The sequence below is a fragment of the Umezawaea sp. NPDC059074 genome, from assembly GCF_042738955.1.
GTDB lineage: Bacteria > Actinomycetota > Actinomycetes > Mycobacteriales > Pseudonocardiaceae > Umezawaea.
Map to the genome: position 1 here is coordinate 1 of NZ_JBHYHC010000070.1, position 25,665 is coordinate 25,665.

The 25,665-nt window shown below is 71.6% G+C and carries 17 protein-coding genes and 1 tRNA gene; 10 read left to right on the forward strand and 8 right to left on the reverse strand.

The window, feature by feature from the left end; genetic code table 11:
* Positions 1–130: 130 nt before the first annotated feature.
* A complete protein-coding gene (locus ACFWW9_RS27865) occupies positions 131–751 on the reverse strand; it encodes a hypothetical protein (protein ID WP_390383932.1) in 621 nt (206 codons plus the stop codon).
* A gap of 192 nt (positions 752–943) precedes the next feature.
* On the opposite strand from ACFWW9_RS27865, the gene ACFWW9_RS27870 reads away from it, so the two are divergent.
* Entirely contained in the window at positions 944–2,824 is a 1,881-nt protein-coding gene (locus ACFWW9_RS27870; RefSeq protein WP_390383934.1) for a Xaa-Pro dipeptidyl-peptidase, read from the forward strand.
* On the opposite strand, the gene ACFWW9_RS27875 is transcribed toward ACFWW9_RS27870, so the two are convergent.
* Positions 2,825–3,628: an NAD(P)H-binding protein gene (locus ACFWW9_RS27875; RefSeq protein WP_390383936.1), complete on the reverse strand. Its 804-nt coding sequence runs from the start codon at positions 3,626–3,628 to the stop codon at positions 2,825–2,827.
* A gap of 84 nt (positions 3,629–3,712) precedes the next feature.
* Here ACFWW9_RS27875 and ACFWW9_RS27880 point away from each other — a divergent pair, with 84 nt between their 5' ends.
* The gene (locus tag ACFWW9_RS27880; protein WP_390383937.1) at positions 3,713–4,420 is read left to right on the forward strand and encodes a helix-turn-helix domain-containing protein; all 708 of its coding nucleotides are present in this window, start codon (positions 3,713–3,715) and stop codon (positions 4,418–4,420) included.
* A 375-nt stretch (positions 4,421–4,795) separates the two neighbouring features.
* On the opposite strand, the gene ACFWW9_RS27885 is transcribed toward ACFWW9_RS27880, so the two are convergent.
* Positions 4,796–4,868, reverse strand: a tRNA-Arg gene (locus ACFWW9_RS27885).
* 127 nt (positions 4,869–4,995) lie between these two features.
* Positions 4,996–6,069 carry a LacI family DNA-binding transcriptional regulator gene (locus ACFWW9_RS27890; RefSeq protein WP_390383939.1) on the reverse strand — a complete coding sequence of 358 codons (1,074 nt, stop codon included), beginning with the start codon at positions 6,067–6,069 and terminating at the stop codon, positions 4,996–4,998.
* A gap of 98 nt (positions 6,070–6,167) precedes the next feature.
* Between ACFWW9_RS27890 and ACFWW9_RS27895 the strand changes: the two genes are divergently transcribed.
* Positions 6,168–7,361: an MFS transporter gene (locus tag ACFWW9_RS27895; protein ID WP_390383997.1), complete on the forward strand. Its 1,194-nt coding sequence runs from the start codon at positions 6,168–6,170 to the stop codon at positions 7,359–7,361.
* Here ACFWW9_RS27895 and ACFWW9_RS27900 read toward each other — a convergent pair.
* Positions 7,327–7,923, reverse strand: coding sequence for a DUF3558 family protein (locus ACFWW9_RS27900; RefSeq protein WP_390383940.1), 597 nt, complete (start codon positions 7,921–7,923; stop codon positions 7,327–7,329). The genes ACFWW9_RS27895 and ACFWW9_RS27900 overlap by 35 nt on opposite strands.
* Positions 7,924–8,001: 78 nt before the next feature.
* Between ACFWW9_RS27900 and ACFWW9_RS27905 the strand changes: the two genes are divergently transcribed.
* A complete protein-coding gene (locus tag ACFWW9_RS27905; RefSeq protein WP_390383942.1) occupies positions 8,002–9,981 on the forward strand; it encodes a cytochrome c oxidase assembly protein in 1,980 nt (659 codons plus the stop codon).
* On the opposite strand, the gene ACFWW9_RS27910 is transcribed toward ACFWW9_RS27905, so the two are convergent.
* Genes ACFWW9_RS27910 through ACFWW9_RS27920 form a run of 3 tightly spaced genes read right to left on the reverse strand, consistent with a single transcriptional unit; the run spans position 9,978 to position 12,377 of the window.
* The gene (locus tag ACFWW9_RS27910) at positions 9,978–10,802 is read right to left on the reverse strand and encodes an ABC transporter permease (RefSeq protein ID WP_390383944.1); all 825 of its coding nucleotides are present in this window, start codon (positions 10,800–10,802) and stop codon (positions 9,978–9,980) included. The two genes, ACFWW9_RS27905 and ACFWW9_RS27910, sit on opposite strands and share 4 nt — an antisense overlap.
* A gap of 13 nt (positions 10,803–10,815) precedes the next feature.
* On the reverse strand, positions 10,816–11,754 hold the full coding sequence (locus tag ACFWW9_RS27915) for an ATP-binding cassette domain-containing protein (RefSeq protein ID WP_390383946.1): 939 nt from the start codon (positions 11,752–11,754) through the stop codon (positions 10,816–10,818).
* Positions 11,751–12,377: a TetR/AcrR family transcriptional regulator gene (locus ACFWW9_RS27920; RefSeq protein ID WP_390383948.1), complete on the reverse strand. Its 627-nt coding sequence runs from the start codon at positions 12,375–12,377 to the stop codon at positions 11,751–11,753. Before ACFWW9_RS27920 ends, ACFWW9_RS27915 begins: the two co-directional genes overlap by 4 nt.
* Positions 12,378–12,598: 221 nt before the next feature.
* On the opposite strand from ACFWW9_RS27920, the gene ACFWW9_RS27925 reads away from it, so the two are divergent.
* The 6 genes from ACFWW9_RS27925 (at position 12,599) to ACFWW9_RS27950 (ending at position 25,650) form a co-directional block, all read left to right on the forward strand.
* A complete protein-coding gene (locus ACFWW9_RS27925; RefSeq protein WP_390383950.1) occupies positions 12,599–13,060 on the forward strand; it encodes a single-stranded DNA-binding protein in 462 nt (153 codons plus the stop codon).
* Positions 13,061–13,117: 57 nt separating this feature from the next.
* Positions 13,118–13,375: a Rho termination factor N-terminal domain-containing protein gene (locus ACFWW9_RS27930; protein ID WP_390383952.1), complete on the forward strand. Its 258-nt coding sequence runs from the start codon at positions 13,118–13,120 to the stop codon at positions 13,373–13,375.
* A gap of 129 nt (positions 13,376–13,504) precedes the next feature.
* Positions 13,505–15,181, forward strand: a complete 1,677-nt coding sequence (ettA, locus tag ACFWW9_RS27935; RefSeq protein WP_390383954.1) for an energy-dependent translational throttle protein EttA — start codon at positions 13,505–13,507, stop codon at positions 15,179–15,181.
* 10 nt (positions 15,182–15,191) lie between these two features.
* The gene (locus tag ACFWW9_RS27940) at positions 15,192–19,415 is read left to right on the forward strand and encodes a hypothetical protein (protein WP_390383956.1); all 4,224 of its coding nucleotides are present in this window, start codon (positions 15,192–15,194) and stop codon (positions 19,413–19,415) included.
* A gap of 216 nt (positions 19,416–19,631) precedes the next feature.
* On the forward strand, positions 19,632–24,614 hold the full coding sequence (locus tag ACFWW9_RS27945) for an NAD-glutamate dehydrogenase (RefSeq protein WP_390383958.1): 4,983 nt from the start codon (positions 19,632–19,634) through the stop codon (positions 24,612–24,614).
* A 109-nt stretch (positions 24,615–24,723) separates the two neighbouring features.
* A complete protein-coding gene (locus tag ACFWW9_RS27950) occupies positions 24,724–25,650 on the forward strand; it encodes a DNA glycosylase AlkZ-like family protein (RefSeq protein WP_390383960.1) in 927 nt (308 codons plus the stop codon).
* Positions 25,651–25,665: the final 15 nt, after the last annotated feature.

Below are 25,665 nucleotides of genomic sequence, written 5' to 3' on the forward strand. Positions count from 1 at the left end.
GTCCGGCAGGTGCTCGGCGGCCTCGGCGGGGGGGGGGGCCCCGGGGCGGGGGGCGGGGGGGGGGGGGGCCCCTCCCCGGGACCCCCCGCGCCCCCCCCCGCCGCGGACGTCGCTCGCGACGCCCGGAACGTCAGGCGCTCATGCGCCAGTGGGTGACGTAGCCCGCTGACTCGGCGGCGATCAACGCGTCCAGCTTCGCCAGGTTGGTGCGCTTGCCCAGTTTGAACGCCTGGCCCCGACGCGCGTCGAGGACCATCGGCTCACCGCCGGGGAGCGTGTCCTCCATCGTCTGCTGGAGGATCCGCAGGCCCACCGTCGCGGCCTCCCGGCTCAGCGGGGCCTCCTTCACGTAGACCAGCGCGGCGGCGGTGGTGCCGTCCGGGAGCCGCAAACCCAGGTGGGGCCGCACCTTCAGCGTCAGGTCGCCCGCCGTCCACCGGGCCGACGACACCGGGACGCCGGTGGGCCTCGTCTTCCTCAGCCACGGCAGGAAGCCCTCGGCCAACTCCTCGAACGCCCTCGGCTGGCCGTTGCGGTTGGCCCCCATGACCGCCGTGCGCAGCTCCAGCTCGGGCGTGGGCGACGAGACCGCGCGCCGCATCGCGTCCCGCACCGGGTTGTAGAACCCGCACATCCTCAGGTCCTCGGCGAGGTACATCGCCCGTTGCTCGGTCAGGATGGTGATCCTCCCGCGCTGGCCGCTCATGACGTACTCCGTGAACGACAGCGCCGTGACGCTGATGGTGTCCATGAACAATCGCTCCCCTCCGGACGACCGACCACTACCTGCGAGGTTAACGAGGGGGTACGACAAAAAACGGCGTGGCGAACGCGCGCGGAGGTTGCCCCGAACGGTGGCCCCGACGGCCGGTTCCCGTTGTGCCGCCCGGCATCCGACTTTCGGCTCTTACCGGGTCGCGGGGTCCTTCGTACTGTCCGGAGCATGGCGCGCAGCGGATCGCTCATCGGTGCACTAGCGGCAGTCCTCGTCCTCGGCGCGGGGGTGGCGCCCGCGGTGGCCGCCGAACCCGCGTTCACCGTGCGGGACGGGGTGACGCAGCCCGTCTTCCCGCTCGCCGACGCCATCCGGGAGACCGTGTACGTCGACACCGGGCTCGACCTGGACGCCGACGGCGCCGTCGACCGGGTCGCGGCGGACATCATCCGGCCCGCCACGACGCAGCGCGTCCCGGTGATCATGGACGCGAGCCCGTACTACCAGTCGGCGGGGCGGGGCAACGAGTCCGAGAAGAAGTCGTACGACTCGGCGGGCAAACCGGTCAAGTTCCCCCTCTTCTACGACAACTACTTCGTCCCGCGCGGCTACGCCGTGGTGCTGGTGGACTTCGCGGGCACCTCCCGGTCGCGGGGCTGCCTCGACACCGGCGGCCGGGCCGAGGTGTCGTCCGGCAAGTCGGTGGTCGACTGGCTCAACGGGCGCGCGGCGGGCTACACCGCCGTGACGGGCGGCAGCGCGGTGTCCGCCTCCTGGTCCACCGGCGCGACGGGCATGATCGGCAAGTCGTGGGACGGGACGATCACCCAGGGCGTCGCGGCCACCGGCGTCGCCGGGCTGCGGACCATCGTCCCGATCGCGGCCATCAGCTCCTGGTACGACTGGTTCCGGTCCGACGGCGTCGCGTTCAGCGGGTTCGGCACGCCGACGAGCCTCGCGTCCGGCCACGAGAACGCCAACGCCCGGTCGCGCTGCGGCGCCGTGCGGTCGGAGATGACCAGCGGGTCACCGTCGAACGGCGACATGACCCCGATGTGGGCCCAGCGGGACTTCGTCCGCAACGCGGGCAACGTGAAGGCCAGCGTGTTCGCCGTGCACGGGCAGGCCGACCTCAACGTGAAGACGCTGAACTACGGGCAGTGGTGGAACGCGCTGCCCGCGAGCACCCCGCGCAAGCTGTGGCTGTCGCAGACCGGGCACGTGGACCCGTTCGACTTCCGCCGCGCCGAGTGGGTCGACACGCTGCACCGCTGGTTCGACCACTACCTGCTGGACGTCCCCAACGGCATCGACACCGAGCCGCAGGCGACCATCGAGCGCACGCCGGACAACTGGACGCAGGACGCGACCTGGCCGCCCGCGGGCACCCGGACGCAGACGCTGTACCCGTCGACGTCCGGCGCGCTTGCCACGACGGCGTCCACCGGGTCGGCCGCGTTCACCGACATCGGCCGTGACACGGCGACCACGTGGATCGCCTCCCCGGACAGCACGTCCACCGCCCGGACCCTGTTCCGCACCGGGGCGTTGACCGCCGACCTCCGGCTGTCCGGCATCACGTCGCTGACGGTGGCGGCGAGCCCGTCCACGTCGACCGCGCACCTCTCGGCGTTCCTGGTCGACTTCGGCCCCGCGACCGTGCGCAGCGGGGAGGGCATCCGCACGTTGACCACCGAGTCCTGCTGGGGGGAGAGCCGCACCGGTGACGACGCCTGCTACCGCGACACGGCGACCACGACCACGGCGGTGAGCGCCGAGATCATCTCGCGCGGGTGGGCCGACCTGGCGAACCACTCGTCGTTGAGCACGCCGTCGACGCTGGTGCCGGGGACCAAGTACACGATGACGTTCCGACTGTCCACAACGGACCACATCGTCCGGCAGGGGCACCGGCTCGGGCTGGTGGTCGCGGGTGCGGACACCAGCCAGATCAGCGCTCCCTCCCGGCTGCCGAAGGTCACGCTGGACCTGGCGGGCACGTCGGTGCGGCTGCCGGTGGTCGGGTCGATCCCGGCCGCGTCCGGCAGCCTCGCCGTCGGACCGGTCCGGGTCCGGCCCGAGAGCGCGTCCGGCAGGCTCGACGGCTGATCAGCCGAACAGGGCCGCGTGGTCCCTCGCCCACGTGGTGAAGCCGGTCGGGGGACGGCCGAGCACCCGTTCGACGTCGTCGGTGACGATCGCGTTGTGGCCGTCGCGCACCCACGCGGTGCCCGCGGCGACCTCGGCGGCGGCCTCCTCGTCCATGCCGGAGCCGAGCAGGTGCTCCGGGGAGACCTCGACGGTGTCGACCGGACGGCCCAGCACGCGGCTCAGCTGGGCGGCCTGTTCGGGCACGCTCAGCAGGTCCGGGCCGGTCAACGTGTAGATCCGTCCGTTGTGGACGGTGTCGGTCAGCGCCTCGACGGCCACGGCGGCCACGTCGCGCGGGTCGACCACGCCCTGCTTGCCGTCACCGGTGAGGTTGGCGAGGCCGCCGTCCTGGGCGAAGCGCAGGACGTTCGACGCGAAGCTCGACGGCCGCAGGACCGTCCACGCCAGGCCGCTGGCCTGGAGCGCCCGCTCGCCCGCCAGGTGCCACGCGCCGATCACCCGGCCGTCGGGCGTGGTCTCGCCGGTGCCGATCGCGGACAGCTTCACCACCTTCGCGACGCCCGCAGCCTTGGCCGCGTCGAGCAGGGCGAGGTCGTGGCGGGAGGTCGCGGTGGCGGGGGCGGTCAGCAGGAACGCGGTGTCGACGCCGTCCACCGCGCGGCGCAGCGACGTGGGGTCGTCGAAGTCCGCCCGGAACCCGGTCGAGCCGCGGGACATGGCGCGGAAGGGGACGTCGCGGTCGGCCAGCAGGCGGACGACCTCGCGGCCGATGGTGCCGGTGGCACCGGTGATCAGGATCATGGCGCCACGGTGGCCCGAGCGGGCGCCCGGCCGATAGGAAGTTCCGGCACACCCGCGGGGCGCGAACCGGCCTACCGTTGGCTGGTGAGCTACGCCGAGCGGGTCCTGCGGGTGTCCGACGAACTGCGGCCGTGGATCGCGCGGGTGAGCGTCGCGACGCCGGGTACGGGGCTGGAGAACGCCGTGCTGGCCGAACCCGACCACGCCACGACCCTCGCGCTGCGGGAGGGGGTGGTCGTGGTCATCGGGCCGCGCACCCGTGCCCGCTACCACGCGCCCAAGGCGTTCCGGTCGTGCGTGATGATCCGCCTCCGGCCCGGCCGCGCCGGGGCGCTGGGCCTGCCGGTGCGGGACCTGGTGGACCGGGTGGTGCCGCTGCGCGACCTGTGGGGCGACCGCGACGCCGCGGACGTCCACGCGGTGCGAGCCGCTCTGGCGCGGCGGGCGGGCCGCGACGACCGGGGCGACCTGGCGCGCGAGGCGATCCGGTTGCTGCGCACCGGAACCGTCCGCTCCACCGCCCGCGCGCTCCACGTCAGCGAACGGCACCTGCGCGCGGTGTTCGGCGACGCGGTCGGCGTCTCGCCCAAGCACTTCGTCCGGCTCGACCGCGTGCGGACCGTGCTGGCGGGAGCGGGGGAGGGTCGGCTGGCGAGCCTGGCCGCGGAGGCGGGCTACTACGACCAGTCCCACATGACCGCCGAGTTCCGCGACGTCATGGGGGTCTCGCCGGGGCGCTTCGCGGCGGGCCTGCTGCCCCCGCCCGCCGCGTGCTCCGGCCTGTCCGGTTGAGGAAATCCACTCGACCGGGTTTTCGGAACGGGATACGCCCGTATCAGGTGGCCTTTTCACCATTCTTCGGCAGGACGAATTTGCCGTTGGGTAACTGTTCTGCTACGGGCCGTCGCAGTACGCGGAAAACGGCAGGTAGGGGAGGTGGTGAACCCCTACCTGCCGCATCGTCGCGTGCGGTCGGACGGTGTGACTACTAACAGTGCGTAAATCGACCCGTACCCTCGGTCGCCTTAAATCGTTGGCGTGGCGACCTCGGTAGGCTATTCGGCCCCAATGGGATTGGTCCTTCTGCCGCGACGGTGATCGCGACCTGACCCGAAGGCCTTCCCAATCGAGCTTTACTCACCCCTTCTGGATCGATCTGACCTGCGGCGCCCCCGGCAGGATTCGAACCTGCGACCTCGGGATTAGAAGTCCCTCGCTCTCTCCACTGAGCTACGGAGGCTAGAGGGGATGCCGACCACGTGCGGTAGCAGCGTAGCCGTCCCCAACGGTCTCATCGCCGGAGGACGTTTGGTTGTTTCCGTTCGGAGACCCGAATATCGGCTAACCAGTGCGAAAAGTGACGCAGATCACCTCGGAGGGCGGGTGGAGGCCCTTCGCACCAGTTCCACGGGCACTCTGACGGGTCCGCCGGGGCTTTCTCCGTCGAGCAGCCGCAATGCGAGTTCGCCGGCTCTTCGTCCCTTTTCGGCCAGCGGTTGCCGCACCGTCGTCAACGGCGGTTCGGCGTTGCGGGCGTCGGGCACGTCGTCGAAGCCGGTGACCGACACGTCGGCGGGCGTGGACAGCCCGGCGTCGCGCACGGCCTGGAGGGCGCCGAAGGCGAGCTCGTCGGACGCGCAGAGCAGGGCCGTGGGTCTGGGGTCCTGCTCCAGCAGCCACCTCGTGCCCGTGCGGCCCAGCTCGCGTCTGCTGCCGCCCGACTCCCAGACCGGCACGTCGGTGATCCCGGCGTCGGCCAGCACGTCGAGGAAGCCCGTCAGCCGGTCCCTGCTGACCCGGAACGTCGCCTCGGCCCGTCGGCGCGCGTCGACCGGGCCGGAATGACCGCCGGGGCGCAGCGCGAACGTGAGGACGCCGAAACGCCGATGGCCCAACAGGAGCAGGTGCTCCGCGGCCGAACGGGCGCCACCGGTGTCGTCCACCTCGACGCGCGCGGTGCCGGGCAGGACCGGTTGGTCTATCACCAGCATCGGCAGGCCGCGGGCGCGCACGGCGGCGAGGGCGGGCGCGTCGTCGGGCAGCGAGTACGCCACGAACACGTCGGCCTGCGCCCTGGCCACTGTCTCCGGTCGCGGTCCGCCGGTCTCGTTTCCCGGCATCAGCACCAGGCAGTGGTCCCGGCCGTCCACTGTGGACGCGAGACCGTCGAGGACCACGGTGACCGCGGGGTCGGAGAACGCCGCGGTGAGCGGCTGGCCGAGCATGAAGCCGACGGCGGCGCTGGAGCGGGTCGCGAGGCTGCGGGCCACGGGGTCCGGTCCGGCGTAGCCGAGGTCGAGCGCCGCGGCCATGATCCGCTCGCGCAGGGCGGCGGAGAGCTGGTCCGGGCGGTTGTAGGCGTTGGACACCGTCGCGCGCGAAACCCCGACGACACCGGCGACGGTGTCGAGGGTCGGCTTGCGCGGTCGGGCCAGGTCCACACCGCAGAGAGTAGCCACTGGTCGCGGTGATCGGACTGGACGGATCTGAAGCGCTTCAGTCATGCTGGGGCCCGACCCCGAGAAGGAGGACCGCCTTGCTGTCCCCACGACTTGCCGTGTTCGTCGTCTTCGTCTTCAACGGCGCGGTCTTCGGCTCGTGGGCCGCCCGCGTCCCCGCGCTCGCGGCGCAGGTCGGCGCCGAGGAGGGCACGCTCGGCCTCGCGTTGCTCGGCGCGAGCACAGGCTTGGCCCTGACCGCCCCGTTCGCCGCACGGCTCTGCGCCGCCTTCGGCGCCCGCCGCGTCGTGCTGGTCAGCGGTGTCGCGAGCGCCGCTGTCCTGCCGCTGCTGGCTCTCACGTCCACGCCCGTGCACCTCGGCCTGGCGCTGTTCCTGCTGGGCGCGAGCATCGCCGCGCTGGACGTGTCGATGAACATCGCCGCGGTCGGCGTCCTGCGCGAACTGGACCGGCCGCTGATGCCGCAGTTCCACGCGGGCTTCAGCTTCGGCGGCCTGATCGGCTCGGTCGGGGCCGCGTTCGCCGCGGCCGCGGGCTGGGGGCCGACCCGCCACTTCCTGGTCGCCTCGGCAGTCGGACTGGTCGTGCTGGCGCTGGTCGCCCGCCGAGTCCCCGGCGACGCCGGTGAGCGCGGCCGGGACACCGCCGTCGCGCGGCCGACCGTGCTGCGCCGCCCGGTCCTCTGGCTGCTGGCCGGGATCGCGTTCTGCTCCGCCATCGCCGAGGGCGCGTCGGCCGACTGGTCCGCGCTGTTCCTGGTGCGGGAGCGGGGGATGGGCGACGCCGCCGCGGCGGCCGCGTACGCCGTGTTCTCCATCACGATGGCCTGCGCCCGGTTGGCGGGGGAGCCCGTGCAGCGCCGGTGGGGCCCGTACCGGCTGCTGGTCGGCGGCGCGGTGGTGGCCTCGATCGGCCTCGCGGGCGCGGTGCTCGTCCCGGTCGCGGCGTCGGGCTACGTCGGGTTCGCGCTCGCCGGGCTGGGGCTCGCGTTCGCGTTCCCGGTCGTGATGGACCTGGCCGGGGACGCCGGTCGCCGGGCCGACGGCACCGGCGGCGAGAGGGAACTCGGCCTGGTCACGACCGTCGCGTACACGGGGTTCCTGGCCGGGCCGCCGATCGTCGGCGGCCTCGCCCACCTCAGTTCGCTCACGGTGTCGCTGGGCTTCGTCGCGGTCGTCTGCGCCCTGATGGCGCCCGCGGTCCTGCTCGCCGCCCGCTCCCGCCGCCGCGAACTCGCCGCTACGCGACCGGAATCCGCGCCAGCGCTGCCTTGAGCAGCGGCGCCATGGCCGCCACCATCTGCTCGGGCCTGCCGCCGGTCTGGGTCATCGCGACCAGGATGCTGCGGTTCGCGTTGACCGCGATCGTGGCCGTGCAGACCTCCTCGGGGCCGTTCAGCTGGCAGAACAGCCACGTCGAGTGGCCGTCCACGAGCTGCTCCTGCCCGCCCTTCTGCCGGTCCCGCACCTGCTCGTAGCGCTGGTAGAGGGCCGTCAGCACGGTCCGCCCGTTCGCGCTGCCGTCGTCCAGCACGAACTGGCACGACTCCTGCACGGCGTCGTCCTGGCGGCGCGGTTCCCGCTTGAACGCGCCGATGGCCTTGAGGTCCGCCGCGTCGAGCATCTTGCACGGGTCGACGCCGGTCACCGTGCGGGGCTTGGCGATCTTCGGCGCGGGGCCCGTCGGGGCCGATGACGCCGACGGCGTCGAGGTCTTCACGGCGGCGGTCGTGGTGGCGCTCGGGTCGGGGAGCGCCGAGCCGTTGACGCTGTAGCTGCAGCCCGCGAGGGCCAAGGCCGCCAACAGGAACGGCAGCGCGCGAGAGGGGCGGGTCACGGGGCGAAACCGTAGTGGGTGCGTTCCCCCACGTCCTGCGGTTGGTGGGGGACGTGACAGGCGGCCTAGGCTCGATGCGTGTCCTCCGAAGCCCTCGCCGACGTCCAGACCCCGCCGAGCCCCCGCAGGAGGCGAACGGGACTGGTCCCCCTGCTGGTGGTCGGGTCCGGGATCGCGGCGCTGGTCGCGGCCGGGCTGTCGTCGGCCACGGGCAACGACCGCATCGGCCTGATCGTCGTGCGGGTGCTCACCGAGTCGGCCGCCGTGGTGACCATCGGGTCGCTGCTGCTGGCCGCGTTCCTGGTGGCGCCGCAGGCTTCCGGGCTGCTGGCCGCCGACGGCTACGCCGCGCTGCGCACCGCCGGGTGGACCGCGCTGCTGTGGACGTTCGGCTCGGTGCTGGCCGTGCCGTTCACCGCGGCCGACGCGTTCGGCCAACCTGTGTCGACGATGCTGAACCCGGCCGAGCTGTTCCAGGCGGCCGGGTTGATCGAGCAGGCGCGCGCGTGGATGTTCACCGCCGTGATCGTGGCGCTCATCGCGCTGGGCAGCACGATCGTCCTGTCGTGGGGCTGGACCGCGGTCCTGTTCTTCCTGGCCCTGTTCGCGCTCGTGCCGGTCGCGGTCACCGGCCACTCGTCGGGCGGCGGCTCGCACGACATGGCCACCAACAGCCTGCTGTTCCACCTCGTGGCCGCCGCGCTGTGGGTCGGCGGGCTCATCGCGCTGCTGGCGCACGGCCGCCGACGCGGCGCGAACCTGGCGCTGGCCGCGACCCGGTTCTCCGCGGTGGCGCTGGTCTGCTGGATCGTGATGGCCGCCTCCGGCGTCGTCAACGCGCTGGTGCGGCTCCCGCTGGGCGACCTGTTCACCACGAACTACGGGCTGCTCGTCGTGGCCAAGACGGTGGCGCTGCTGCTGCTCGGCGGCTTCGGCTACCTGCAACGGATCCGCGGCGTGCGCGACGTCGTGGAGACCGGGTCCGGCGCGGCCCTGCTGAAGCTGGCGGGCATCGAGGTCCTGCTGATGTTCGTCACGCTCGGCATCGCGTCGGCGTTGAGCCGCACGCCCCCGCCGACCGACGGCAAGGCGCTGCCGAGCACCGTGGAACTGCGCATCGGCTACGACCTCGCGGGCGCGCCCACGGCGTTCCGGCTGTTCTTCGACTGGCGGTTCGACCTGCTGTTCGGCACCGCCGCCATCGCGCTCGCGGTGCTGTACCTGCTGGGCGTCCGCCGACTGCGCAAGCGCGGCGACACGTGGCCGGTCGGCCGCACGGTCGCGTGGGTGATGGGCTGCTTCACGATCCTGTTCGCCACCTCGTCGGGTGTCGGCCGGTACGCGCCCGCGATGTTCAGCGTGCACATGGAAGCGCACATGCTGCTGTCCATGCTGGCCCCGATCCTGCTGGTGCTCGGCGGCCCGGTCACGCTCGCGCTGCGCGCGCTGCCGACGTCGGGCAAGGACGGACCGACCGGTCCACGCGACTGGATCCTCGCGTTCGTGCAGTCGCCGGTCGCGAAGGTGCTGACGAACCCGTTCGTCGCGCTGTTCCTGTTCGTGGGGTCGTTCTACGGCCTGTACTTCTCCGGCCTGTTCGACGCCGCGCTGCCCAACCACTGGGCGCACCTGGCGATGAACGCCCACTTCATCCTGGTCGGCTACGTCTTCTACTGGCCGGTGATCGGCATCGACCCGGCCCCCAACCGCCTGCCCCCGTTGGGGCGCTTGGGCCTGCTGTTCGCGTCGATCCCGTTCCACGCGTTCTTCGGCATCACGCTGATGAGCTCGCAGACCGTGATCGGCGACAACTTCTACCGCTCGCTCGGCCTGCCGTGGATCTCCTCGCAGCTGGAGGACCAGCGGCTCGGCGGCGGCATCGCCTGGGCGGCCGGGGAACTGCCGCTGCTCGTGGTGATGGTGGCGCTGCTGGTGCAGTGGGCCAGGTCCGACAACCGCGACGCCCGCCGGTCGGACCGGCGGGCGGACGGCGACGGTGACGCGGACCTGGCCGCGTACAACGCGATGTTGAGGAAGATGTCCGGCTCGAAGGACTAGAGCGGCTTGCGGAAGCCCTTCACCGCGAAGGCCCCGCCGACCGCGGCGATGACCAGGCTGGTGACGATCGCGGCGACCGCGCCGGTCACCGGCTGGGCCAGCGCGAGGCCGCGGGCGGCGTCCACGGCGTGGGTGAGCGGGTTGACGTTGGCGATGGCCTGCAACCAGCCCGGCAGGCCGGTGATCGGCACGTAGGCGCTGGAGGCGAACATCAGCGGGAAGATCGCCAGGAAGCCGACGGTCTGCATCAGCTCGGCGTTGCGCAGCCAGGCGGCGATGGCGAGGAACACCCAGCCGAGCCCCCAGCCGACGATCAGCGCGAGCGCCAGCGCGGCGACGACCCCGAGGAACCCGCCCGCGGGGGAGAAGCCGAAGATCAGCACCGCGAACGTGATCATGACGAGCAGCTGGAACGCCGTGCGCACCAGGTCGGACAGGCTGCGGGCGATCAGCACGGAGCTGAGCCGGATCGGCAGCGAGCGGAACCGGGCCAGGACGCCGTTCTTCATGTCCGTCACCAGCCCGACGCCCGCTTGCAGCGCGGACTGCATGGCCGTGTTGACCAGGATGGCGGGCATCAGGAAGTCGATGTAGGCCACGCCCTGCGGGAAGCCGGGGGTGTTCGCGATGCTGCTGAAGATCTGGCTGAACAGCGTCAGCATGATCAACGGCTGGAGCACGCTGAAGATCACCATGCGGGGGTCGCTGACGACCGCGCGGAGGGATCTCTGCGTGAGGACCAGCACCTGGGTGCCGAAACCGCTGCCGCGCCACGTGGTGGTCGCCGTCGGGGCGGGCGTTCGAGCGAGCGTGGTGGTCATGCCCATCTCCTGTTCAGGCGGCCTTGTTGGCGGCGAGGGTGAGGTACACGTCGTCGAGCGTCGGTTCGCCCAGGGCCAGCTCGCTGGCCTCCAGGCCGACCTCGTCCAGGGCGCGCACCACGACGGCCAGCTCGCGCGAGGCGGTCACGGGCGCGGTGAGGGTGTTGCGCTCGGCGTCGAGCACCGGGTGCAGGCCCGCCAGCTCCAGCGACCGCTGGGCCTTCGGCAGGTCGGCCGCGGCGGCCAAGGTCACGGTGACCGAGCGCTGGCCGACCTGGGCCTTGAGCTCCGCGCTGGTGCCCGAGGCGACGACGCGGCCCTCGGACAGGACGGTGATCGAGTCGGCCAGCCGGTCGGCCTCGTCGAGGTACTGCGTGGTCAGCAGGACCGTGGTGCCGTCGGAGACCAGGCTCTCCACGATCTCCCACATGCTCAGGCGGCTCGACGGGTCCAGGCCGGTGGTCGGCTCGTCGAGGAAGATCACGTCCGGGTGGCCGACCAGGCCCGCGGCCAGGTCGAGGCGCCTGCGCATGCCGCCGGAGTAGGTGCGGGACGGGCGCTTGGCCGCGTCGGCGAGGTCGAACAGCTCCAGCAGCTCGCCCGCCCGCTGCCGGGCCTCCCGCGGCGACGCGCCGAGCAGCCGGGCGATCAGCACCAGGTTGTCCGTGCCGGACAGCTGCTCGTCGACGGCGGCGAACTGGCCGGTGAGGCCGATCCGGCTGCGCACGTCGTGCGCCTGGCCGACCACGTCGAACCCGGCGACCCGCGCGGTGCCGGAATCGGGCGGCAGCAACGTGGTCAGCACGTTGACGAGCGTGGTCTTGCCCGCCCCGTTGTGGCCGAGCAGGCCGAGCACCGTGCCCCTGGGCACCTCGATGCTCACCCCGTCGAGCGCTCTGACGTCGCCGAACGCCTTGGTGACGTCCCGCGCCTCGATCATCAGGTCGGTCATTTCTCTCCCCCTGTCCGGATGGTGCCGTGCAGGAACAGCTCGACGAGCTGCTCCGGTTCCGCCATGCCCTCGCCGAAACCCTCGTGCTGCATGCGGTTCGTGAACACGATCCCCATCAGCAGCCGGGCGGCCAGTGCGGGCTCGACGCGCAACTGAGCGGCGTCGGGCTCGAACAGCCCGGCGATCCGGCCCATGACCCGCTGCATGCCCTCGGGCGGGCCCTTGCGCTCCTTGCGGTCCTCGTCGTCGTGCGGGTCGAACCCGGTGTCGCGCAGGGCGCTCATGAGCGACCACATGCGGTTCAGGTAGCCGGTGACGGCGTTGACGGCGCCGATCAGCCGCTGCTCGATCGGGTCGGTAGGCGGGATGTGGTCGATCAGGTCGAGTTCGGTGTCGGGCTCCATGGCGCGCTTGAGCGCGCTGACCAGGAGCTCCCGCTTGTCCTTGAAAGCCCGGAAGACCGTGCCCTCCGCGACCTCCGCCGCCTTGGCGATCTGGCTGGTGGTGACGTTCGCGCCGTGTTCGAGCAGCAGCGGGATCGTGGCCAGGACGAGCGCCTCACGGCGGTCCTCCAGGCTCATCGCCGGTGCTCGGCGACGACGGGGGGTGGCTTCCTCTGGCATGCCGTCACTGTATGAGTGAGCGCTCACTCATGTCAAGGAGTGAGCGCTCACTCATTTGTCGGGCGCTAGCACGCGGGTCCGACGATTTCGGTTCCAAGATCGCGAGTTGTCCACAGGCAGGGGAGTTGTCCACAGTTCCGGAATTCGGGCTTCCGCAGTGAAGTCGCAGGTCGGAAGCTTGATCCGGCGGAACCGAGATCGGGGAATCAGGAGGCATGGGGATGGGTTGGAACGAAACGGCGATCACCGTGGTCGGCGTCGTGGCGAGCCAGGTCACGCACCGGGAGCTCGCCCTGGGTTACAGCCGGGCCACCTTCCGGGTCCTGTCCGTGGCTCGGCGGTACGACCAGGACGCCAAGGACTTCGTGGACGGGGACAAGCTGTTCCTGCACGTGACGTGCTGGCGGCGGCTGGCGGACGAGGTGGCCAGGGCGCTGGTGAAGGGCGACTCGGTGATCGTCACCGGGAAGCTCCGCACCCGCGACTACGAGCTGGAGGGGGAACGGCGGAACGTCGTCGAAATCGAGGCGGTGGCCGTCGGCGCGGACCTGAGGTGGGGCCGGGTGACGGTCGAGCACAGCCGGTCCGGGACGCCCGACGTGCCCATACCGGGCATGCCGGACGTGGTGGCGCCGCGCAAGGAGGACGACCGGGTCCGGGAGGTGGCCGAGGCCCCGTTCTGACGGATAGGGGTTGAGCGCGCCTCCGCTTGGGGTAACTCTCTTGCGGAGGTGGAGGAGATGCCCAACCCGAGCATCAAGGACGAAGAGCTGTACCGGAAGCTGCGCGACGAGGGCGACTCGAAGGAGAAGGCCGCCCGGATCGCCAACGCGAGCGCGAAGGAGGGAAGGTCGGAGGTCGGGGCCCGAGGCGGCCGCGCGGCCAGTTACGAGGAGTGGACCGTGGAGGACCTGCGGAAGCGGGCGTCGGAACTTGACATCGACGGCCGGTCGAGCATGTCCAAGGATGAGCTGGTCAACGCACTGCGCAACCACTGATCGCCTACCCCGAACGGGGTGTGTTGCAGGTGTGGGTGACCCTCGTCGGAGTTAACTCTTCAGTGTCGAAAGACGCGCTGCTGGCAACCGCGGTTCTGGCCGGATCGGCACCGCTCTACGATCGCGGCCATGGCCGAGTTCATTTACACCATGAAGAAGGTGCGCAAGGCGCACGGGGACAAGGTCATCCTTGATGACGTCACGATCATGTTCCTCCCCGGTGCCAAGATCGGCGTCGTCGGCCCCAACGGGGCGGGCAAGTCGAGCGTCCTCAAGATCATGGCCGGTCTGGACACACCGGGAAACGGTGAGGCGTACCTGGCTCCCGGCTACACGGTGGGCATCCTCCAGCAGGAGCCCCCGCTGAACGAGGAGAAGACGGTCCTCGGCAACGTCGAGGAGGGCCTCGGCGAGATCAAGGTGAAGCTCGACCGGTACAACGAGATCGCCGAGAAGATGGCGACGGAGTACTCCGACGAGCTGATGGAGGAGATGGGGACGCTCCAGGAGGAGCTGGACCACGCCAACGCGTGGGACATCGACTCCCAGCTCGACCAGGCGATGGACGCCCTCCGGTGCCCGCCGCCGGACGCGGACGTCACCAAGCTCTCCGGTGGCGAGCGCCGCCGGGTCGCGCTGTGCAAGCTGCTGCTCAGCAAGCCCGACCTGCTGCTGCTCGACGAGCCCACCAACCACCTGGACGCGGAGAGCGTCCTGTGGCTGGAGCAGCACCTCGCCGGGTACGCGGGCGCCGTCCTCGCCGTCACTCACGACCGGTACTTCCTCGACAACCTCGCCGAGTGGATCCTCGAGATCGACCGTGGCAAGACCCACCCGTACGAGGGCAACTACTCGACCTACCTGGAGAAGAAGGCCGAGCGCCTGGCCATCTCCGGCAAGAAGGACCAGAAGCTCCAGAAGCGGCTGCGCGACGAGCTGGACTGGGTCCGGTCGGGCGCCAAGGCCCGCCAGGCCAAGTCGAAGGCCCGCCTCGACCGCTACGAGGAGATGGCGGCCGAAGCGGAGAAGACCCGCAAGCTCGACTTCGAGGAGATCCAGATCCCGCCGGGCCCGCGACTGGGCAGCGTCGTGGTCGAGGTGAACGACCTCAAGAAGGGCTTCGGCGACCGCGTCCTCATCGACGACCTGACGTTCGACCTGCCGCGCAACGGCATCGTCGGCGTCATCGGCCCGAACGGCGTCGGCAAGACGACGCTGTTCAAGACCATCGTCGGGCTCGAGGACCCGGACGAGGGCAAGGTCAAGGTCGGCGAGACGGTCAAGCTGTCCTACGTCGACCAGAACCGCTCGGGCATCGACCCCAAGAAGACCGTGTGGGAGACCGTCTCCGGCGGCCTCGACTACATCCACGTCGGCAACGTCGAGATGCCCTCGCGGGCGTACGTCAGCGCCTTCGGCTTCAAGGGGCCGGACCAGCAGAAGCCCGCGGGCGTGCTCTCCGGCGGTGAGCGCAACCGGCTGAACCTGGCCATGACCCTCCAGCAGGGCGGCAACCTGATCCTGCTGGACGAACCGACGAACGACCTGGACGTCGAGACGCTCGGCTCGATGGAGAACGCGCTCGAGCAGTTCCCCGGCTGCGCCGTCGTGATCTCGCACGACCGGTGGTTCCTGGACCGCGTGGCGACCCACATCCTGGCCTGGGAGGGCACGGACGAGGACCCGTCCAAGTGGTACTGGTTCGAGGGCAACTTCGAGGGCTACGAGAAGAACAAGCTCAGCCGTCTCGGCGCCGAGGCCGCGAGGCCTCACCGGGTCACCTACCGCAAGCTGACCAGGGACTGAGCCGGGACGCATGGCGGCGAGAGGCGAAGCGCAGGCGGACGTCGAGGTGAGCACGCTGGTCGTGCCCGCCTGGCGGCTGCGTTGGCGGGCACCGGAGCTGGCTCTGGTGCTCGGGGAGCGTGCCGTGGCGCTCGCCTCCACCCGCCGTGACGAGGTGGACCGGTTGCGGGCGGAGTCCCTGGTGATCTTCGCCAGCAACCGGATGGGTCGCGGTGTCCGCATCGCGGACCGCGCCCTGGACGCGCTCCGCGCGTCCGACAAGGCGGGCGAGCAGGAGACCTCCTGGCGCCTGCGGAACGAACTCGCGTGCGCGACCGCCGTCGGAGCCCCGTTGACGACGGGCTTCGGCGCGGTCCGCCCGGTGCTGGCCGCGGAGGGCGTGCCGAACGCCCTCCGCGCCGCCGCGCTGGTGCAGGCGGGCGACTGCCTGGTCACCATCGGCCGCGGCCCGCAGCTGGCCATGGCGCTCAGCGAGGCCGACCAGCTCTACGTGTCCGACACCCTGCTCGACGCCGACACCCGGCTGCTGCAACGCGGCCTGCTGCACGCCTCCGCGGCGGCGCAGCACCGCCGCTGGGGCGACCTCCAGGCCGCGACCGACGCGGCGGGCAAGGGCCTGGAACTGCTGGCCGAACTGGGCGACCCGACCGTCGACAGCGGTCAGGTCCGGGCCAGGCTGACCCTCGAACTGGTCTGCGCCCTGATGGACTCCAACCGCCTGGGCGAGGCCTCGGAGATCGGCTCGCCGCTGCTCGACCTCCCGGTGCGCGCCCCGTCCGCCGGGGACGTCGGCTGGCTGCGGCTGGCGCTCGCCACGCGCGTCCACCTGCCCGCGGGCCGGGTCGACATCGCGCGCGGGATGCTCCGCGACGCCGCCGACAGCGCCCAGCGCCACCAGCTGGACACCCTCCTCGCGGAGAGCCTGCTGGCGCTGGCCCACGTCCACGAGGTCTCCGGCGACCTCGCCGAGGCCCTGACCGACCTGCGCTCGGCCCACGCCGCCGAACGGCGTCGGGCCCGCGCCGTCTACGCCGTGCGCGCCCGCTTGGCGGCGGAGTTCTCCGGAGCCCACCGCCAGCCCGTCAGCCCCCACGAGCAGCTCGGCTCCCTCCTGCGCCCCGGCGACGGGCGCGCCGCGTCCGCGCAGGGCGCGATGCGCGGCAGCCACCCGCCCGCGGACGCGGTGCTGGCGCCCGAGTTGAAGCAGCAGCTCCGCCAATGGCGGCCCGTGCTGCAGGCCCCCAAGCAGCAGGAGGGTCCGCGCGTGAAGCGCGCCCTCCGCGCGGCGGAGGACATGACCGTGGAGGGCATCTCCGCGGCCCGCGCCCACGCCGCCGACCGCTGGCGCCTGGTCCAGCCCTTCGGGGCCGCGGACCAAGAGCCGCAGTCAGATCCGGCGGCGACGGCGGGCGGTCGCCGCCGTGCCGAGGACCGCGAACCCACGACCGACCAGCACACCACCGACCCGCAGCAGGCGGACGGCACGGCCGTCCCCGCCACCGGCCTGATCGCCGCCGCGGGCGCCATGCGCAGCGGCCGCCGCCGCGCCGCCCGTGAAGCGGCCGAGGACGACACCACCCCGACGCCGACGCCACCCGTCGAACCCTTGGTCCCCACCCCGCCGTGGGCCACCGCGCCACCCGCCCAGCCCGCCGCTCCCGAGCCGCAGGCCGCGGAACCCACCCCGGACACCACTGCCGAGGTGGCGAACGTCCTGGACTCGCTCAAGGCGCAGGGCCTGCTCGGCAAGCGCCGCGCGGGCGGCCGCAGGCGAGCCCCGGACACCGACGACGACACCGCGGCCCAGACCACCTCGCCCGCCCAGCCCGCTCCGGCGGCACCGAACGCCCCAGTCGCCCAGAACCCCCCGGCGGCTCAGAACGGCGCAGCGGCTCAGAACGGTCCGGCGGTTCCGCTGTCGGACCCGGCCTCCCAGTCGGTCCAGAACTTCCAGTCGGCGCAGGGCTTCCCGGCACCGCCCGCCCCGGCCGAGTCGGCCCCAGCGGTTCCGGCGGCGGAGTCCCAGCCCGACCAGCGTCCCGAGCCGGAGACCCCGAAGTGGCGGGTGGAACCCCCGCAGCGCCTCCGGTCGGAGGAGGAGCCGCCGAAACCGGCGAACCTCTTCGACGCCCCGACCATGGTCCACCCGGTGGTCGGCGCGGACGGTCACCCCGTGGAGCACCCGTCGACCGGGATCAGCGCGGCCTTCGCCAAGGGCCCGGTGATCCCCACCGCCCGTGACCCGCGCTCGACCACGCCCGCCGGGCCCAACCCCCCGTCCGGCGTGGAAGCCCCGCGCCCGCCGGAACCCCCGAGGTCGACGCACCAGTCCACCCCCGACACCGGTGTGGACCAGCCCCAGCCCGGTCCGGACCAGCAGTTCCAGGCCGGCCCCCCGCACATCGGCCCGGACTTCCACCTGGGTGCTGACTCCTTGGGCCGCACCGGTTTCCGCCCGGCCTCGGACCCGACGCGGCAGCCGGACCCGCGGTCCGCGAACCACCCTCCGGCGGCCCACCCCGGCGCTCCGGCCGCCGACGCTTCCCAGAACTCCCCGGCGGCTCCCCAAGGCCAGCAGCCGCCGACTCCGGACTTCATGCTGCCTTCCGACTCCTTCGGCCGTTCGGGCTTCCGCACCAACGCCACCCCGCCCGCGCAGCCCTCCCAGACCTGGCCTTCGGACCCGGTCCCGGACTTCACCGCGGGCTTCGACCCGGCGGGCCACCAGGCAGGCGTCCCCCAGCACCAGCAGCCGGGCTCCGAGCCCACCGACGCCGCGCCCGCCGCACCGCCGCTGCCTGTCCTCGGCGACTTCCCACCCGTTCCGGATTCCGCTCCCCGGTCGGCGCACGACTTCGGCGACGGTTTCCCCGCGACGGCGGAATCCGGTCAGCCCACTCACGATTTCCGGCAGGACACCCCGGTGTCCGACACCGGTTACGACTTCGGGCTCCACTTCCGGCAGGGGCTGAGCCGTCCGGATTCCGAAGGCGGTCACGAGGCCGGTTTCGACGCGACCGCGGTGCAAAGCGGTTCCGAAGCCGACCGGGAACCCGAAGAGCGCACCGACGACTCACCGGGATGGGCCCCGCAGAACTGGGCGACCGGCACGCCGCACAGCTGGAACACCACCGACGCGACTCCTCCGGTGCCCGACACCACCCACGACCGCGCCGATCTCGCCGACCGCGATCGAGCCGACCGCGACTTCTCCGATCACGCGGCCCGCGATCTCGCCGATCGTGACCGCGCTGATCGCGACTTCGCTCTCCGCGACCACGCTGACCTTGTCGACCGCGACTTCGCCGACCGCGCTGATCGCGACTTCGCCGCCCGTGACCGCGCTGATCTCGCCGACCGCGACCGGGCAGACCGCGATCTCGCGGATCGTGACCGGGCCGACCGTGATCGCGCCGATCAGGCCGACCGCGCCGCCCACGGCGGTCACACGGCCGCCGAACTGGACTACCGGTCCGACTTCTCGCGGTCGTTGGAGCACCTCAGCATCCCGATGCCCAAGCCGTCTCGCGCCCCGGAGCCGGAACCCGAGTCGGACCCGGTGCCGTACACGCCGGAGCCGGACCAGGTTCCCCACGTGCCCGAGCCGAGCCAGATCCCGCCGATCCCCGACCCGGACCCCATCCCGCAGCCCGACCCCATCCCCATGCCGCCGACCAGCAGCGGGTTCGACCTCGGGTCGCGGTTCCTCACCTCGGCCGACGTCGAGGACGACCTGCCGGACGCCCCGGCGCTGCCCCGGCGGGTGCCCGCCGAGGAACCGCTGCCCGCCGACGACCCGGACCCGTTCGTCACCGCCGTGGTGGTGGGCGACCGGACGATCGAGGTGCCGAGCGCGGCGCGGGCGTCGCGGCGGCACAAGAGCGACCTGAGCCTCGCCGAGCTGCTGACCGAGGCGCTGGTCGCCTACGAGACCGGTCGCCGGTCCGATCCGGGGGCCGAGCAGACGGCGAGCGAGGAGATCGCGGACTGGATCTCGTCGGCTGAGACGCCTGTGTCACCCATCTCACCCGATCGGTTGGAACGGGCGGGCCACCACGTCGCCGAGCCCGGCGAGCCCGAGCCCGCCGAGAAGGTCGACGAGTCGACCGCGTCGGAGAAGACGACCTACTTGACACCGGTGCGGGACCTCGAGTCGACCGCTCCCATCTGGGAGACCGGGCCGGACGGCGAGCAGCGCCCGCCCTACGACAGCTGGACGCTTCCCGAATCATGAGAATGTGATTTGAGGTTTTAATAAGGTTTCCGGCCGGTAACAAAGGCTGGGCGCCCAGAAAGCCGAGAAAAGTCGCATTAATCGGCTTTCCGGAAAGTCGCCCAGGTTGTTCGATTCAGTAACCGGGCCATTGCCACCGTCACCGAACGGGCCATCTACTGTGGTCCTCGGACCCGGTACACAGAGGTGCCGGATAGCTTGGAGAGTCGCCTGAACATGACCTCGACTGGAGCCCCGTCCCGTTCCGAGCTCGATGCCGGCCGTGCCGAGCCAGGCGAAAGCCGCTCGGCCAGCCCCGAGCAGGATCGGGATGAATTGATCGAACGGGCTGCCGACACCGCGCCGGAACTCGCCGATCTCCTTCGCCTGTACTACCGCCACGTGCCCGCCGAGGAAGTCAACGACGACGACCCCGTGGACCTGCTGGGCGCGGTGCGGTCCAACCACCAACTCGCCGAGTCGCGGGTGCCGGGCCGTCCGGCCGTGCGCATCCTGAACCCGACCCGCGCGCACGACGGCTGGGCGTGTCCGGTCACGGTCGTGCAGGTCGTCACCGACGACATGCCGTACCTGGTCGACTCCGTCGCCTCCGAGCTGACCCGCGGCGGTGTCCAGGTCCAGCGCGTGGTGCACCCGATCGTCGTGGTCCGCCGCGACCCGGTCACCGGCGAGCTGCTCGAGGTCCTGCCGCTGGCCGACCCGTCCGCGCCACCGGCGGACGCGATCGCCGAGTCGTGGATGAACATCGAGGTCGACCTGATCACGGACCCGGACCGGGCCCGCGAGCTGGAGACCCGGCTGTACGCGGTGCTCAACGACGTCCGCGAGGTCGTCGAGGACACCGACAAGATGACCAAGACCGCCCGCGACCTCGCGGACGTCCTGGAGAGCGACCCGCCGCGGCTGTCGCCGGACGAGACGACGGACGGCGCGAAGCTGTTGCGATGGCTCGCGAACGACCACTTCACGTTCCTCGGCTACCGCCAGTACGAGCTGATCCGCGACGACCCCGCGACCAACGGCGAACCGGCCCTGCGCGCGGTCCTCGCCTCCGGTCTCGGCGTGCTGCGCCAGGACAGCCTCGCCGCCCGCAGCCTCACGGCCGGGCCGGACGCGGGCGCGCAGGCGCTGTCGCCCGAGCTGCTGGTGCTGACCCAGGCGAGCGCGCAGTCCAGCGTCCACCGGTCGGTGTACCCGTACTACGTGGGCGTGAAGACGTTCGACGCCAACGGCGACGTGACCGGCGAGCACCGGTTCCTCGGCGTGTTCGGCACGACCGCGCTGCACGAGGACGTGCTCGACATCCCGGTGATCGAGCGCCGCGTGCGCGAGGTCATCCACCGCGCGGGTTTCCCGCTGCACTCGTACTCGGGTCAGCGGATGCTCGAGGTCGTCCAGAACTACCCGCGCACCGAGCTGTTCTCGGTCGACGCCGACACGCTCTACGCGACCGTCGCGGGCGTGATCGCGCTCGCCGAACGCCGCCGCCTGCGGCTGTTCCTGCGCCGCGACCCGTACGGCCGCTTCTACTCGTGCCTGGTCTACCTGCCGCGCGACCGCTACACGACGACGTCGCGGCTGGCCATGCAGGAGGTCCTGCTCGACGCGCTGGGCGGCGTGAACCTGGAGTACAGCGCGCGCATAGGGGAATCGGCCCTCGCGCGGGTGCACTTCATGGTGCACACCGATCCCGGTCGCACGGTCGAGGTCGACACGGTCGACCTGCAGAACCGGCTGGCCGAGGCCGTGCGCAGCTGGGACGACCGGATGGTCGACGCCGTGCTGGCCGAGCAGGCCGACGGCGGCCACAACGGCGGCCTGGGCACCGAGTCGGCCAACGAGCAGGGCCAGCGGTTCGCCGTGGCCTTCCCGGAGGCCTACAAGGAGGACTTCGCCGCCGCGGACGGCCTCGCCGACTTCCGCCGCATCGAGGCGCTCCGGCCGGGCGACCTGGACATGGTCTTCTACGTGCCGGAGAACGCCGAGCCGGGGGAGCGGCGGTTCAAGCTGTTCCTGGCGGGCGACCGGATCACGCTGTCGCAGGTGCTGCCGATGTTGCAGCGCATGGGTGTCGTCGTGGTCGACGAGCGCCCGTACGACCTGGTCCGCGAGGACGGCGTGCTGTGCTGGATCTACGACTTCGGCCTGCGCATCGAGCAGAAGATCCTGGACCGGCTGAACACCTCGGACCTGGACACCGTGCAGACCCGCTTCCAGGAGGCGTTCGCCGCCGCGTGGCGCGGTGAGGCGGAGGTCGACGGCTTCAACACGCTGGTGTTGCAGGCGGGTCTGACGTGGCAGCAGGCCGCGATGCTGCGCGCGTACGCGAAGTACCTGCGCCAGGCGGGGACGCCGTACAGCCAGGACTACATCGAGGACGTCGTGCTCGGCCACACGGAGGTCGCGAGCGAGCTCGTGCACCTCTTCGAGGCCCGCTTCGACCCGGCGCTCGACGACGCGAACCGCGCCGCCCGCACCGAGTCGATCACCGGCGGCCTGGCGAAGCTGATCGACGACGTGACGAGCCTGGACGCGGACCGCATCCTGCGCAGCCTGCTCACGCTCGTGCAGGCCACGCTGCGGACGAACTACTTCTTCCGCGACGCCGACGGGAACTCGCGGCCCTACCTGGCCGTGAAGCTGAACCCGCAGGCGATCCCCGAGCTGCCGCAGCCCCGGCCGCGGTTCGAGATCTTCGTGTACTCGCCCCGCATCGAGGGCGTGCACCTGCGCTTCGGCGCGGTGGCGCGCGGCGGTCTGCGCTGGTCGGACCGGCGCGAGGACTTCCGCACCGAGGTGCTGGGCCTGGTGAAGGCGCAGGCCGTGAAGAACGCGGTCATCGTGCCGGTCGGCGCCAAGGGCGGCTTCGTCGTCAAGCGCCCGCCCGCCACGACCGGTGACGCCGGTCTGGACCGCGAGGCGTTCCTGGCGGAGGGCATCGCCTGCTACCGCCAGTTCATCTCCGGCCTGCTGGACCTGACGGACAACCTCGACTCGGGCAAGGTCATCCCCGCGCCGCAGGTCGTCCGGCACGACGGCGACGACACGTACCTCGTCGTCGCGGCGGACAAGGGCACGGCGTCCTTCTCCGACATCGCCAACGAGGTCGCCATCTCCTACGGCTTCTGGCTCGGCGACGCGTTCGCCTCCGGCGGCTCGGTCGGCTACGACCACAAGGCCATGGGCATCACCGCCAAGGGCGCGTGGGAGAGCGTGAAGCGCAACTTCCGCGAGCTGGGCCTGGACACCCAGTCCGAGGAGTTCACCGTCGTCGGCGTCGGCGACATGTCCGGCGACGTGTTCGGCAACGGCATGATGCTGTCCGAGCACATCCGCCTGGTCGCGGCGTTCGACCACCGGCACGTCTTCATCGACCCGACCCCGGTCGCCGGGCCGTCGTTCGTCGAGCGCAAGCGGCTGTTCGAGCTGCCGCGCTCGTCGTGGGCGGACTACGACCTGTCGCTGATCAGCGCGGGCGGCGGGGTGTGGCCGCGCACGGCCAAGTCCATCCCGATCAGCGCGCAGGCGCGGGAAGCGCTCGGCATCGCCGACGGCGTCGAGAAGCTGTCGCCGCACGAGCTGATGAAGGCGATCCTGCTCGCGCCGGTCGACCTGCTGTGGAACGGCGGCATCGGCACGTACGTCAAGGCCGCGACCGAGACGCACTCCGAGGTCGGCGACAAGGCCAACGACGGGCTGCGCGTCAACGGCGCGGACCTGCGGGTCAAGGTCATCGGCGAGGGCGGCAACCTCGGCCTCACCCAGCGCGGCCGGATCGAGTTCGCCCGCAAGGGCGGCAAGGTCAACACCGACGCGCTGGACAACTCGGCGGGCGTCGACTGCTCCGACCACGAGGTCAACATCAAGATCCTGCTGGACCAGCTCGTCCGCGAGGGCAAGTTCGACCAGCAGCAGCGCAACGACCTGCTGGGCCAGATGACCGACGAGGTCGGCGACCTGGTGCTGGCGGACAACTACGCGCAGAACGCCGTCATGGGCGTCAGCCGGGCGCACGCCGTGCCGATGCTGTCGGTGCACGCGCGGCTCGTGGCGGACCTGGAGAAGCGCGGCGTGCTGGACCGCGAGCTGGAGGCGCTGCCCAGCGCCGCCCAGTTCCGCGCGATGGAGAAGGCCGAGCAGGGCCTCACGTCGCCGGAGCTGTGCACGCTGCTCGCGCACGTGAAGCTCGCGCTGAAGGAGGACGTGCTCGCCAGCGACCTCCCGGAGGTCGAGACGTTCGCCCGCAAGCTGCCGGAGTACTTCCCCAGCGAGCTGCGCGAGCGCTTCACCGACGTCATCCCGGCCCACCCGCTGCGCAAGCAGATCACCACGACGGTGCTGGTCAACGAGGTCATCGACGGCGCGGGCATCTCGTACCCGTTCCGCTTGGGCGAGGAGATCAGCGCGTCCCCGACGGACGCGGTCCGCGCGTTCGCCGTGGTCACGGAGATCTTCGGGCTCAAGGCGCACTGGGACGAGATCCGCGGTCTCGACAACAAGCTCGACACGGCCGTGGCCGACGAGATGGTGCTGGAGTCACGGCGCCTGCTGGACCGCGCGTCCCGCTGGCTGCTCTCGAACCGGCCGCAGCCGTTGCAGGTCGGGTCGACGATCTCCCGCTTCGCGGGCGTCGTCGCCGAGCTGGCGGGCAAGATCCCGGACCTGTTGCAGGGCAGGGAACGCACGGCGCTGGACCTGCACGTGGCCCGGCTGGTCAACGGGGGCGTGTCGCAGGACCTGGCGTGCCGGGTGGCGTCGCAGCTGTTCACCTACAGCCTGCTGGACATCACCGAGATCGCCGAGCTGGCGGAACGGGAGGCCGGAGACGGCACCGGGCTGCTGCCGGAGCGGTCCCACCTGGAGACCGCCGAGCTGTACCACGCGCTGTCCGAGCACCTGGACATGGACCACATGCTCAGCTCGGTGTCGGCGCTGGAGCGCGGGAACCGGTGGCACGCGCTGGCGCGGCTGGCGCTGCGGGACGACTTCTACTCGTCGTTGCGGGCGATCACGTTGGACGTGCTGCGGATCAGCGATCCGGGTGACAGCGCGGAGGAGAAGATCGCCACGTGGGAGCAGCTCAACTCGTCGCGGCTGAGCAGGTCCCGTGCGGCGCTGGAGGAGATCAACCAGGCGAACCGGTTGGACCTCGCGACGCTGTCCGTCGCGGCCCGGCAGATTCGCAGCATGGTGATGTGACGTCGGAGTGAGAAACCCCCGATGCCCTTCCGGGCGTCGGGGGTTTTTCGTTGGTGCGGGGACCCCTTGTTCCTGCTGGTCCCGTTGTGGATCGCACTACAGTCGTCCCGTGCCGCACTCGATTTCCGCTGATCAGGCGCTCGCCACCCGCATGTCCTCCCAGCGCCTCGTCACTCCCGCCGAAGACCTTCGCGATGTCGTTGCGTTGCAGGCGCAGGACGTCCGAGCTGTCGGCGAAGCCGCCCGCAATCGCGGCCTCACCACCGACGGCGTTCGCACGTGGGCGATGCGCGGCACCCTGCACCTGCTCCACCCCGACGACGCCGGTTGGGTCGTCGGGCTTCTCGGGCCGCACTTCATCGCGGCGGGCAAACGGCGGCGGGACCAGCTCGGGCTCGACGACGACCTGTGCGCCCGTGCCCTCGACGCCCTCAAGGACATCCTCCGCGAACCGAAAGACCGCGCCGCCACGGTCAAGGCGTTGGCGGAGGTCGGGATCGTCCTGGAAGCGGGGCAGGCCGCCGCGCACCTGCTGGCGTTCGCGGCCAACTCCGGTGTCGTCCAGCGGGGCATGGACGACACGTACTTCCTCCTCGACCGGCAAAGCGATCCTCGCGGTCTCACCGACCTGTTCCACCGCTATCTCGACGCCTACGCCCCGGCGACGATCGAGGACTTCGCCTCGTGGAGCGGGCTGAAGCTCGCGGAAGTGCGGCGGATCGACACCGAAATCCTCCGGCGGACCGACTTCGGCTTTCTCCCGGATGGCACCGAAATCGCGGAGCCGATCGGCACCCTCAAGCTGCTCGGCCACTTCGACACCTACCTCCTCGGCTACCGCGACCGGTCCCTCGCCCTTCCCTCCGACCACGCGCGCAAGATCCAGACGGGCGGCGGTTTCCTCACCCCGCACGTCGTCCTGGACGGTCGTGTCGTCGGCACCTGGAAGCGCGAGAACGGCGAACCCGTGATCACCCCGTTCGATCCCGCCCGTGCCGGTGAACTCACGCGTCTCGCCCGCGAGGGGACTCGCTAGGCTGGGCGGATTCCA